This window comes from Acinetobacter lwoffii (assembly GCF_024129855.1).
Taxonomy (GTDB): Bacteria; Pseudomonadota; Gammaproteobacteria; order Pseudomonadales; family Moraxellaceae; genus Acinetobacter; species Acinetobacter lwoffii_L.
Genome location: NZ_JAMXXC010000019.1, coordinates 1 through 12,432 on the forward strand (window position 1 = coordinate 1; position 12,432 = coordinate 12,432).

The 12,432-nt window shown below is 39.7% G+C and carries 13 protein-coding genes and 1 tRNA gene; 11 read left to right on the forward strand and 3 right to left on the reverse strand.

Going from position 1 to position 12,432, the window contains the following annotated elements; all coding sequences use genetic code 11:
• The first annotated feature begins 396 nt into the window (after positions 1–396).
• The 3 genes from NI465_RS12480 to NI465_RS12490 all read left to right on the forward strand — a co-directional run bounded on the left by NI465_RS12480 (position 397) and on the right by NI465_RS12490 (position 2,413).
• The gene (locus NI465_RS12480) at positions 397–1,095 is read left to right on the forward strand and encodes a DUF3820 family protein (protein ID WP_004645595.1); all 699 of its coding nucleotides are present in this window, start codon (positions 397–399) and stop codon (positions 1,093–1,095) included.
• A gap of 101 nt (positions 1,096–1,196) precedes the next feature.
• Positions 1,197–1,844, forward strand: a complete 648-nt coding sequence (locus NI465_RS12485) for a hypothetical protein (RefSeq protein ID WP_253145529.1) — start codon at positions 1,197–1,199, stop codon at positions 1,842–1,844.
• A 218-nt stretch (positions 1,845–2,062) separates the two neighbouring features.
• The gene (locus NI465_RS12490) at positions 2,063–2,413 is read left to right on the forward strand and encodes a hypothetical protein (protein WP_253145530.1); all 351 of its coding nucleotides are present in this window, start codon (positions 2,063–2,065) and stop codon (positions 2,411–2,413) included.
• 252 nt (positions 2,414–2,665) lie between these two features.
• Here the strand turns inward: NI465_RS12490 and NI465_RS12495 are convergent, their stop codons facing one another.
• Positions 2,666–2,884 carry a hypothetical protein gene (locus NI465_RS12495; RefSeq protein WP_004645598.1) on the reverse strand — a complete coding sequence of 73 codons (219 nt, stop codon included), beginning with the start codon at positions 2,882–2,884 and terminating at the stop codon, positions 2,666–2,668.
• A gap of 995 nt (positions 2,885–3,879) precedes the next feature.
• Between NI465_RS12495 and NI465_RS12500 the strand changes: the two genes are divergently transcribed.
• A complete protein-coding gene (locus NI465_RS12500; protein ID WP_253145531.1) occupies positions 3,880–5,451 on the forward strand; it encodes a sensor domain-containing diguanylate cyclase in 1,572 nt (523 codons plus the stop codon).
• Positions 5,452–5,486: 35 nt separating this feature from the next.
• Here the strand turns inward: NI465_RS12500 and NI465_RS12505 are convergent.
• A tRNA-Arg gene (locus NI465_RS12505) sits at positions 5,487–5,562 on the reverse strand.
• 190 nt (positions 5,563–5,752) lie between these two features.
• On the opposite strand from NI465_RS12505, the gene NI465_RS12510 reads away from it, so the two are divergent.
• The 7 genes from NI465_RS12510 to NI465_RS12540 all read left to right on the forward strand — a co-directional run bounded on the left by NI465_RS12510 (position 5,753) and on the right by NI465_RS12540 (position 11,851).
• The gene (locus tag NI465_RS12510; protein ID WP_180086175.1) at positions 5,753–6,688 is read left to right on the forward strand and encodes an ABC transporter ATP-binding protein; all 936 of its coding nucleotides are present in this window, start codon (positions 5,753–5,755) and stop codon (positions 6,686–6,688) included.
• Positions 6,685–7,458, forward strand: a complete 774-nt coding sequence (locus NI465_RS12515) for an ABC transporter permease (protein WP_004279041.1) — start codon at positions 6,685–6,687, stop codon at positions 7,456–7,458. The genes NI465_RS12510 and NI465_RS12515 overlap by 4 nt, the downstream gene beginning before the upstream one ends.
• The gene (gene queF, locus NI465_RS12520; RefSeq protein WP_004279042.1) at positions 7,458–8,273 is read left to right on the forward strand and encodes an NADPH-dependent 7-cyano-7-deazaguanine reductase QueF; all 816 of its coding nucleotides are present in this window, start codon (positions 7,458–7,460) and stop codon (positions 8,271–8,273) included. The genes NI465_RS12515 and queF overlap by 1 nt, the downstream gene beginning before the upstream one ends.
• Positions 8,274–8,292: 19 nt before the next feature.
• Positions 8,293–8,946: a hypothetical protein gene (locus NI465_RS12525; protein WP_005247485.1), complete on the forward strand. Its 654-nt coding sequence runs from the start codon at positions 8,293–8,295 to the stop codon at positions 8,944–8,946.
• A gap of 304 nt (positions 8,947–9,250) precedes the next feature.
• Complete coding sequence (gene mltB, locus NI465_RS12530) at positions 9,251–10,252, forward strand: lytic murein transglycosylase B (protein WP_253145533.1); 1,002 nt, start codon at positions 9,251–9,253, stop codon at positions 10,250–10,252.
• Positions 10,253–10,540: 288 nt separating this feature from the next.
• Positions 10,541–11,155, forward strand: coding sequence for a septal ring lytic transglycosylase RlpA family protein (locus tag NI465_RS12535; RefSeq protein ID WP_004279046.1), 615 nt, complete (start codon positions 10,541–10,543; stop codon positions 11,153–11,155).
• Positions 11,156–11,395: 240 nt separating this feature from the next.
• Positions 11,396–11,851 carry an Mpo1 family 2-hydroxy fatty acid dioxygenase gene (locus NI465_RS12540; RefSeq protein ID WP_005106461.1) on the forward strand — a complete coding sequence of 152 codons (456 nt, stop codon included), beginning with the start codon at positions 11,396–11,398 and terminating at the stop codon, positions 11,849–11,851.
• A 33-nt stretch (positions 11,852–11,884) separates the two neighbouring features.
• Here the strand turns inward: NI465_RS12540 and NI465_RS12545 are convergent, their stop codons facing one another.
• A complete protein-coding gene (locus NI465_RS12545; RefSeq protein ID WP_026055722.1) occupies positions 11,885–12,385 on the reverse strand; it encodes a DUF3465 domain-containing protein in 501 nt (166 codons plus the stop codon).
• Positions 12,386–12,432: the final 47 nt, after the last annotated feature.

The window sequence follows — 12,432 nt, forward strand, 5'->3', positions numbered from 1 at the left end:
AAGAATGCGTTATTTTTTTGCTAAATTCGCACTGGTTTAGATTTATTATGAAATCAGCATGCAAACTTAAGAATAGAGAGGTTTCTGTCTCTAGAACTATACAAATAGTAGTCATACGTTAAAAAGCCGGTAATTAATACAGAAATAAAGCAATTCAATTGTCAGTTGCAAAATAAAGAATGCGTTATTTTTTTGCTAAATTCGCACTGGTTTAGATTTATTATGAAATCAGCATGCAAACTTAAGAATAGAGAGGTTTCTGTCTCCAGAACTACACAAATAGTAGTCATACGTTAAAAAGCCTGCAATTAATACAGAAATAAAGCAATTCAATTGTCAGTTGCAAAATAATAATGTTAGATTTTACTCTCCTCTCTTTTCAGGCACATTTCCGACATGCAGGCCATTATTCTTGATACCGAAACGCATACTTTAAATGGCCAACCCATCGAAATTGCTTATGCGCCTGTCGAAATTGTAGAGCATAAAATCAGTCTGGATAAAAGCCGCCTGTTTGATCAGCTCTACTCATGTGACGAAGCTATTTCTTTTGCTGCCATGGCCGTGCATCATATTCTGGAATCGGATCTGGAAGGTCAGCCGCATTACAGTACCTTTCGCCTGCCTGATGAAACCGTCTACATGATCGGCCATAATATTGATTATGACGTCCGTGCCATCGAAAAATGTGGCGTAGATACTTCAAAAATCAAGGCGATTTGTACACTGGCTTTAGCACGTCGGGTCTGGCCAGATGCGGAAGCACACAATATTTCTGCCCTGATTTATATGATCACCAAAGGCAGCGAAAGAGCGCGTGAAATGATCCGTAAAGCGCATCGTGCCGATATGGATATTATTTTAACTGCCAATATTTTGATGCATATTGTGCATCATTTAAAAATCAACAGCATGCAGGAATTATTCGACGCTTCTGAAGATGCCCGAATTCCACGTACGATTAATTTTGGTAAACATCGCGGCACTGCTATTGCAGAACTACCTGCTGACTATGTGCAATGGTTGCTGCGTCAGGATGAACTCGATCCTTATTTACGCAAGGCACTTGAAAATACGGCGATCACGACATTATAGGTCTTATCAAAATAAACCTCTGTATTTTAATAAATACTTCATATTAATGTAATTTTCACAGACTATGCTCTAGCTGAATTTAAGCAACCATCTATTCAGCTATGATGCATTTTTATAAAACTCAACGTGGGATCGAGGTGCTACAGGATCGCTCCATCCCACTGACCGCACGCCAACGCCGCTTATTGGTTCTGATCGGCAGCCAGGATTTCAACTTATTAAATGATGGCTTAAAGCAGCAGCTTGCTCCTACCGAACTCTTAGATCAACTTTATGCCATGGATTTAATCGTTCCGGCTGAAACTGGCGAGGTAGCCATCAGTCAAAAGCAGGCTGATGCAAGAACAGATACAAAAGTTGATCTGGCACACTCTGAGATTCACCGTTCGTTGAATTCCTCGATAGCAGCGGATTCTGCGACAAAAGATCTAAACTCTAAGATGGAGCCCATAAAAATACTGCAGAACACTCCATCTGCTGAAACGGATTCAAGCCATGAACAAAAGCTGCCTGAACTCAAACTCATGTCTTTTGAAGACCTCAAATATATGATGATGGAAAGTTTACAAAAATATTGTGGCTTGATGGCCAAGCAGCAAATTCACCATATTTTACAGGCACCGGATGTGCGCAGTTTGAAACTTTGTCAAATGCAATGGATCACGTCCCTTCAGGAAAGCCGTATTGCTCCCCAAGAATTGAATCACATTCTGAAGCAGATCAATTTTGCTTTAGATCAATTGCAGTAAAATGAAGCGCCTGAATAAGAACATCTTAGTCTTTTAAACTCTTAAATAAGTGAGTTTAACAATGAGGCAGTTTTAATTATTCAAGATAACTAATTGGTTATTTGATATATTTATATTTAAGCAAAATTTAAAGCTCGAAATATCCGACTTAAGCGTGATAGAAAAAGAATTATAATCCCGCCATATAGTGAGCATAGACATCCGATTGGATCATGTATATGTCACATTATTTAGAATTCGATGCGTTCGATAATCCCATGCAACTGAGTAAAGTTGGCAATTGGGTAATTACCTTTTTAAGTCCGGTTGAAGAACTGCAATTTGTGCAACTGGCGATCACCTATGTACTTCCCCACCAGATCAGTGACAGCTTGCAACCGCGCCGTGTGTTGATTCAAAAAAGTCCCATTGAGCATCATTGGCTGATCCAGGCCATTGAATGTTTTGACAGCACGACTCGTCAGGAAATTTCTTTAAGCCCTGAGCATACAATCGCACAGCAAACTTTAGTGCAGATTCTAAAAGATTTTGAAAAATATGATGTGAATGTGCAGCTTAAACAGATTTAAATATTTGCTCACTCCAGCGAGCTTTTTTATTGTTATGGGATATTTCTTCGGCCAATTAAAGCCCATTATCACGTTGTCTTCTCTTAGATATTGAATCAGAAGCTGATTATAGCTGCATACAGTAGTATCCAAGCTAGCAAACACCAAAGTATAAAAAACTCACCTAAATGGTGAGTTTTTTATCTGCTGAATCGGTGATTTCGGATAAATAAGTTCAATTTTTTTCTACCTATCTGAAGTTCACTGATTAAATTATTCGATAACGCGATAAATATTTGAAGATTGTTGGCTTTCAAACAACAACTCAATACTCGGCAGAATGGTTTCACCATCCACCACGATGTGTTCAATTTTTTTGACCAACTCAGCTGCATGATGAATGTTGTGCTCTGCAAAGGAACGCAGCATCGCTTTCGCTTCAGTCACTTGGCTAAATTGATCTTTCACCTTGATATCAATCATCTTTGACATTTTTCCTTCCTCTCTCATTATCCAATTTGCAGTTTTTTATACCATAATTAGTCAAGCGATTAATCTTCAAGATGTTAGCGAATTTGGCAATGTAAACTTTTTTATCTGGAGGGATTATAATAAAAAGAATATTAAACTGAATGAATTGCGCAGACATTAAAAAAGCTCGCATTTCTGCGAGCTCTGTGTTGGATGGCTAGTGCTAGATTTATTGTCTGGTGATGAACATCAAACTCAACTAACTGTCATTGATCCGTCCAACTTATCGGTAGCGTCTTATTGGTTTTACGACCTACCATGAGTTCAATATAACAGTATTTTTTTAGCCAACAATACTCTTTTACACTTCTAAAAGAAGACTTATACAAGATTCCAATTGTCATTTTTTTAAAGCAGATTAGAATATTTCTGGCTTGTCTTACGAAGAATTTTGCATTCATATCATCTTTATCTAATTTATTGATTTCTAGAAAAATACCTTATTAAGCATACAACTTCCCGTTGCATAGACGGCTCAATACTCTCGTTCATAATCTCAATAAGCGCTTTAAAATTTAAGTTGGAATATGATTTTTTATAAATAAAAAATACTTCCGGAAAAGGACGCAATATTCAAAGAAACTGCTGTCATGAATCGATACGACTAATTTTAAAATGATTATTTTTCAAAAAATGGCGACAATTTAACCTCCCATCAATGTCAATTAACCATATTTTTTTCTGATTATTTAATAACTTACATGAGGAAATCAAAATTATTCAATTGATTTTCTGAACGTTAAATACCATATTTTTATTTGCAGCATAGTCAAATATTCAGAACCTTACTCAGCTTTTCAAATCCACCCTATTTACAGCCAAGCAATCTATAAATTCTAAATTTGATCGAAATAAAAGCTCCCACTTAATGGAAATTTAATTTTATATCAACCTTAAACATTGAATATAAATGCAATACAATGCTCATAAATACATCGAGGTATATCTAATTTTTTATGTCAGCTAATAATTTTAGGAAACACCTTGATCTCAATTTAAGGCAGTTAATACTTTTATTGGCTATTTTTAGTGTGTCTAGCCTTTTTATTATTTCTCTCATTATTAGCTATCAGATCGTAAAAAATCAGTTAATCGACAATTCCCTTGCCTTAAACGCTGACCATGCACATAAAATTGCATTAAGCACAGACAACCATTTTAGAAATATGCTTCTTGAGCTGGACTATAGTGCCAAGATATTAGGTCAAGACTTTAATAACAATGAGCTAAGAGAAGCCGAGGTCAATAAATTAAAATATCAGTCTGAACACTATAACAGTGTTGTGATCAGTGACACCCAAGGCAGACTGATAAACTTTTCCCCTAATATTCTGCATATTGATAAAAGCAAAATACAACATACTCAAGGGATTATTGACTCTCTTCATAAAAAATCGACTTATATATCTTCGCCCTATTTTTCTGTGCAAAAAAATATGATTGTGTTTATTTCTCAACCTATTTTTGACAAGTCAAATCACTATCAGGGCTTCATCGGTTCAGCGATTTATTTAAAAGAAAAAAATGTAATTAATCAGCTTCTAACCACTTATAAAAATTATAAGAATAGTTATATGTATGTGATTAACAATGAAAATAAAATTATTTTCCATCCCGATCGTGAAAGAATCGGTCAATTGGCCAGCAATAATACTGGTCTGGAATATATGCATGCGCATAAAAATGGTCAAATTCGTTTAATCAATAGCCAGGGCACTGATAATCTGGCGGGTTTTTCTCATATTCCGACTTCAAACTGGATCGTGGTTTCCCAACAACCCACCCATGATTTACTTAAACAGGCAAATTCTATCCTTTATAAATTAGCCGCAGGATTCTTTTTATTTTATCTGCTTGTTTTTTATATTGTATGGCGACTGTCTGACTCTATCTCGGCCCCGTTGAATCAACTGGCAGATATGGCGAGTCTGCTAAATCAGGCAGAAATCGGTTCAAAAATTAAGAATATCCAGCCTTGGTACTATGAGGTCACAAAATTCAAGTTAGCCCTACTGCTCAGTGTTCGCAAATTTTCACAACAAATGAGCAAGATGGATCATCATATTAATACGGATCCTTTAACCGGCTTGATGAATCGTCGTGGTTTAAATTACGTCATGACTCAAAACATGAAAATGAACATCCCGTTTTCAGTACTTCTGATGGATGTGGATCACTTTAAAAACGTGAATGACAATTATGGTCATGATCAAGGTGATGTTGTCTTAAAGCATATTGCCAAGACGATGCAGCAAAAATTTCGTAAAGATGATATTTGCTGCCGTTATGGCGGTGAAGAATTTATCATTATTATACCGAACAGCAATCTTACTGAAGTTTATGAAAGTGCAGAAAGGTTCAGAAAAGAGATTGCATGTAAAGAAATTCACAACATAGGTTTCATCAGCATTTCGATTGGTATTGCTTCTTGGCCAGACAGTTCTAAAAATATTCTAGACGTTTTGAAAATTGCCGATAACAATCTTTATCGGGCGAAAGATGATGGCCGCAACTGTGTGCGATACTAATTTGATTTATTTTTCAGTTTTATAGTTTAAATAAATGGTGCGCTCAGCGGGACTCGAACCCACGCCACAGGCTTCGGAGACCTGTACTCTATCCAGTTGAGCTATGAGCGCATCTTTTTTGGATCGCGCACATCATAACAAAAAAAAGCATAAGGTAAAGCAACTATCTCTAACTTCATCATTTTTATGCTTAAGCTTTATACAATGTTCCAAAACAGCAACACAGAATTGCATGTGAATCACTTGGCTTATTTTGCGAGATCACTCACAATATCTCAACTTTTCACCATTTGAGATATTCATGACTGATGCACTGATCTTAAGGGATGTGTCAAAGACCTATCGCAATGGCTTTCAGGCATTGAAAGGGATTAACTTAAATGTACCAGAAGGTGAATTTTATGCGCTATTGGGGCCTAATGGCGCAGGAAAATCTACTACCATCGGTATTATCAGCTCATTAACAAAAAAAACCTCCGGTACAGTCGAAATTTTTGGTCATAATCTGGATACCCACCCTTCTCAGGCCAAACAGTGCCTAGGTGTGGTGCCTCAGGAATTCAACTTTGCCCAGTTTGAGAAAACCTTTGATATTTTGGTAACTCAGGCAGGCTATTATGGCATTCCTAAAAAAATTGCACAGGAACGGGCGGAGCTTTATCTGACCAAACTGGGTTTATGGGAAAAGCGCTCTACTCAGGCCCGCATGTTATCCGGCGGAATGAAACGTCGCCTGATGATCGCGCGTGCCATGATGCATGAACCGAAACTGCTGATTCTGGATGAACCGACGGCTGGTGTTGATATCGAGCTGCGTCGTTCGATGTGGGAATTTTTGAACGAGATGAATGAAAAAGGCACCTCCATCATTCTGACCACGCATTATCTAGAAGAAGCAGAAATGTTGTGTCGCCGCATTGCGATTATCGATCGCGGTGTGATTAAAGAAGACACCACCATGAAAAGCTTCCTGAGTCAGCTCAATGAAGAATCGTTTATTTTTGATCTGGCCGAACCGATTGAACCTTTGCATCTGGATATCATCGGCGTGCGATTTAACCTGATCGATCCGATGACCTTAGAAATTACCATGGATAAGGCACATAGCATAAATGATCTGTTCCAGTTGCTGGAATCACAGAATATTCAGGTACGCAGTATGCGCAATAAATCCAATCGTCTGGAAGAACTTTTTGTGAAAATGGTCGAGAAAAATCTGGATGGAGCTGCGCAATGAACATTAATCAACTCAGCGTAGCTTTATATACCATTATCTATAAAGAAGTGCGTCGCTTTATGCGCATCTGGCCACAGACCCTGTTGCCACCTGCAATCACCATGAGCCTGTACTTTGTGATCTTCGGTAATCTGGTCGGTTCACGCATTGGAGAAATGGGCGGCTATAGTTATATGGAGTTCATTGTGCCCGGTCTGATTATGATGGCCGTGATCACCAACAGCTATGCCAACGTCTCGTCTAGTTTCTTCAGCTCAAAATTCCAGAAAAGTATTGAAGAACTGATCATGAGTCCGGTACCGATGCATGCCATTTTATGGGGTCATGTATTGGGCGGTGTGATTCGTGGGATACTGGTTGCGATCATTGTCAGTGCCGTGAGCTTATTTTTTGCCGATTTATACATCACCAACTGGTTTGTGACTATATATACAGTCTTGATTACTTCCCTGCTGTTTTCCTTGGGTGGTTTTATCAATGCCGTCTATGCCAAATCTTTCGATGATATCTCGATTATCCCGACTTTTGTGTTAACGCCACTGACCTATTTAGGTGGTGTGTTTTATGCTATTTCGAGCTTAAGTCCGTTCTGGCAAAATCTATCTTTAATTAATCCTGTCGTGTATATGGTCAATGCTTTCCGCTATGGCATTTTAGGACATAGCGATGTCAATGTCGCCATTTCACTGACAGTAATTACCTTATGTTGTGCCGTGCTGTATGCAGTGGCCTATCATTTACTCTCCCGTGGTTCAGGAATGCGTGAATAATGAGTGTAGAACAATCTCTCCTTGGTAAAGACACCAATTATCCGACAGAATATCAGCCTGATGTTCTGTTTCCGATTTCGCGCGCGCCTGCCCGTGAACAATACGCACATGTCGAAGCGATTCAGCAAGGTGCAGACTGGTGGCATGTATTTGAAATTTCCTGGTTAAATTCAACCGGTGTGCCGCAAGTGGCTATTGGCCGCATTAGCTTGCCAGCGTCTTCGCCGAATCTGATTGAATCCAAATCCTTAAAACTGTATTTCAATAGCCTGAATTTTGCCAAGTTTGAATCTCAAGATGCCTTTATCACGACGGTCGAAAAAGATTTATCTGCTGCGGCTGAAGCTGAAGTTAAACTGCAATTGTTTCAGGTCGATGAATTAGAGATCAGCAAGCCGGAAGGCATCTGCATTGACGAGCTGACACCTGAGCGCCTAGAGAATCATCCAGATGCCAGTTTATTGGCTTTGGATTCGGATGATGCAGCAGAAGGTGAAATCCAGCTGTATTCACATTTACTCAGAAGTAACTGCCCAGTCACTGGCCAGCCGGACTGGGGAACAGTTTTTATACGTTATCAAGGTAAAAAACCTTGTTATAAGAGTATTTTAGCTTATATTATTTCCTACCGTCAGCATAATGGGTTCCACGAACAATGTGTGGAGCAGATGTTTGCCGATATCTGGCAGCAACTGAAACCGGAAAAGCTGATGGTCTACGCAACCTATACACGCCGTGGTGGATTGGATATCAACCCTTGCCGTGTATCGGATTTAACATGGATGCCTCGCCCTATTCGTTTAGCGCGACAATAAAAAACATTGAGGTTGAACAATGCCATTTTTTGGGTTTATTCCTTCTGCAGAGCTTTTAAATACAATTCAGACTGCACAAAAAAACAAAAATTCAAGTGAGCCGCTTTACCCATTGCGTGATAAAACCGCATTGATGATTAATGATGAAATTATTGATGCGATTCTCACCGAGCTGGTGCGTCGCTTCCCTGCCAGTGATAAACGCGATACTGCGGAAAAACTGGCTGGCTATATCAAGTCGACTGTTGCAGTTTTGCTGAAACAGTTATTGAGTAAAGCACCAAATGACGTAGTCAGAGAGTCGATTGCATTCTCTGAGCGCAGTCTGTTTAAAGATCCTGAAGGACATTTCCGCATTGGTGAATCACTGGATGCCAGTCTGGTGACGAATTTAAAACATCATTATGCGGAGCTTAAAGCCGGTCAGAGTATCGATAAACAAGCGTTCAGCAACCTGTACAAGCAATTTGGTGAAGCGACAGTACGACATTTTATGGTCGACTTTAATAAAACCCTGGATCTTGGCATGATCAAACGCAAGGCAGCAGATATTGGCGCATCTGCAGTGATCAAGGCCATCAATATGGCAGCAGATAAAATCATTCTGAATTTGAATAAAGATGAGCTGCGCGCCATGGCCGAATATCACGACACTTTGTTCTATACAGAATAGTTTTGGATAGCATGGTTTCAAGATTTTCTACAAATCTTGAGGAATTAGCCTGACTTCGGTCAGGCTTTTTTATGATCAATGAAATAGCTTGTTACAGATAAGCGGCTCTATAAGACAGACTGCCGTAAAAATAGCCAATCCATCGCTATTTTTGTATAAGCGGCTAGGTCTCTTATTCATCCGAATGTTATCTTTAATCTGGCACTTTAAGCCCCACGATTGAAAAAATTTATCAATCTTTTTCATGGCATGATTCAAATGACATCGCCAGCAACTCATCAAAAAAACTGGAAATCGTAGCAAGATGTTGAAATCGGATTTTTATAAAAAGTTTAAGCAGCTTTCAATCGCACTTACCGCATTTGGTCTCAGCAGTTTGAGTCTGGCCAACGATTTCCAATATCACCCTTCTTATGCCGCTTTTAAGCAGAACGCCATGCAGAGCTATGGGCTGAGTGCCCAGCAAGTAGATTCCGCCATGAGCGGGACGCGTAATTTGCCTAATATTATCAATATCATGAATCGCCCAGGTGAAAGTAAGCCTTGGTATTCGTATAAGACTAACTTCCTGGCTGAATCTACCATTCAGCGCGGCGTACGCTTTAAACAGCAATATGCAGAGACGCTTAACCGTGCTGAACAGCAGTTTGGTGTACCACAGGCGATCATTCTGGGCATTTTAGGCGTAGAAACCGGTTTTGGCAGCAACAAGGGCTCTTTTGTCACTCGTGATGCCCTGGCAACCTTAGGGTTTGGTTATGAACGTCGTGCCCAGTATTTTCAGGATGAACTGGCTGCTTTAATTGCCTGGTCATATAGAGATGGTGTTGCCACATCTTCTGTGGTGGGTTCTTATGCCGGCGCTGTTGGCTATCCGCAGTTTATGCCGAGCAACATTCCAAAATTCGGCGTGGACTACGATGGCAATGGTCATATTGACCTGCGTAACTCAGCGGTAGATGCGATTGGTTCGATTGCCAACTATCTGGCACAGCATGGCTGGCAGCGTAATCAGCCCATTGCCTTTCCGGCACGTTATACCGGTTCAAATCCCGATACCGTGATTGCCAAAGATCTGACTCAACCTATGCCTTATGGTGTGTTAAAAACGCAAGGCATCAGCCCAATGAATCCAATCGTAAAAATTGACGATCTGGATCTGGTCAATGTAATTCAATTACAAGAGAATTATGGCTCGATTTACTACATCACTTATCCAAATTTTCAAGTGATTACCACTTATAATCGTAGCCGTATGTATGCTACTGCTTTGTGGCTATTAGGTACCGAAATTACCAGCCGTTAACACTGAAAATTAATATAAATTATGAAAGTCAACATTTTTATAGGTTAATTTGTACGTATTTTAAGCAATTTTAATATCATGTTACAATATTGATTATTTTTTAATCAATCATTGTTTATTTTGCGTTCTTTTTTTAACTATTTTAATTAAACACTAGACAGGGTATTGCCGGCATGAATATTATCCATTTCGTTAAATGTAGTTGCATAAGTTAAATATCAGGCATGTTTACATGGTTTTTCAGCCATTTATGAACAACCAATAGATATGCTGTTAGGAGTTGATTCGATGCATTCTTCAATTTTGAAGTCTTTTATGGCCATTGCCACGATCGTCACGCTGACGCAATCGCAGGCAGATATGGTTCCGTCATCTTCATTCACCAATGAAAATGACAATTCGCGTCTTGCCACGCGCGTACTCAATAAAGAAGCTCAAAGCTTCAATTCAAATTTCACAAATTTGAACAGCCTTTCAATCACTGAGCGTTCTGGCGATAAAGTTCGCCGTGAAACCATTGCAGCGAAAATTGAACTTCCTGCAGAAGAGCCTTCAGTGATTGAAAAACTGAATACAGTGGCTTCTAATACTGTACGTAAATTCAGTCAGACAGGTACAGCGTCTTGGTATGGTCGTCAATTCCACGGCCGTAAAACTGCAAGCGGTGAAACCTTTGACATGAACGCAATGACAGCTGCCCATCGTAGCCTGCCATTGAACTGCTATATTCGCGTAACTAACCGCAATAACGGCAAGAGCGTCGTGGTTAAAGTAAATGACCGCGGTCCTTTCCATGGTAACCGTGTTGTTGATTTATCTTACGGTGCTGCGAAACAGTTGGGTATTACCAGTGCAGGTACTGCAAAAGTCAGTATTGAACGTGTCGCTGGTCCAAATTCTTAAGATTTGACCTGCAACACATTTAACAAAAGCCACAGCAATGTGGCTTTTTTATTGTGCTCATTTTCTAGAAGAATATAAACGCTCCTGCTCCGCCCTATCTTAAAGTTCTTTCAAGAAAATTTTGGTAGGCTCATCCTGCCTGATAAAATTCGCTCGCTTGCATGATTAACTTTTGACCATATCCGGATTCTGCTTTATATTTCCAGATAAGCAAAACATGTTCATGGAATGGAGCGAAGAATGAAAACAATATCTGAATGGTTTGATGAATATAGTGACAGCCATCAAAATAAAACCAATAAGCTGATTCACTGGGTCTGTGTACCGACTATCTATTTTTCGATTATTGGCATTCTAGCGCATTTCAGCGCTTTGCTGACTACCCTGCTACTGGTTTTGGCTTTTATCTTCTATGCACGCCTAGATCTTGTTTTGGCAGTAGCGATGGCTGTATTAACGTTGGTAATGGCTTGGCTCATCTGGATTCTGCCAGTCGGTACCGGTTTCTTTATTGCCCTGTTTGTCTTGGCCTGGATTGGCCAATTTTATGGGCACAAAGTGGAAGGTAAAAAGCCTTCGTTCTTCAAAGACCTCCAATTCCTCCTCATTGGCCCAATTTGGTGCATGGATGCCTATTTAGGTAAAATCCTACCGAACTGGAAATCGCGCCATAACAGCGCAATTATGAGCGTTTAAACGCCATATTCGATTTATCCAATTGGAAGAACCTCATTGATAGGTTCTTCCTTGATGTTTTAACCAGCCATCGACATGTTTTCGCGCAGGGTCATGATGCGTCCAGTGAATCACCCCGCCCTTGTCACTGTATTCATATTCTCCATAAAACTCGACCTGATCCTGTTTTTGAATACTCTGAATACGCGGTGCCAGATCGATATTATGTGCAACCAGTACAGTTTGGCCATTTGGTAATTCGAGGATAAACTTTTGATGGCGCGATCCTTCATGATCATCTGGCAAAACGGCAATCACCTGCCCGCTTGAACGCACTTGTAGATCACTCTGGCGCTGTTGAAACGCCCGTGCAATTCGGTCCAGATCATCAGTCGTTTGAGAGGGTACTAAATTAGGCTCTGAATCAAGCGTTTCAGTTGTAGTATCAGATGCGGATGGAATAAGTGGTTGGGATTGTTGTAGATCCAGGCCCAGATAAGCAGCAATCAACAGTGCAATGACTGCACCGATGCTCAGATTGGTTTTATTTGGCATTTTTATAACTTTTTTATTAAATGATGAATACATGATCTGAGCTCTAT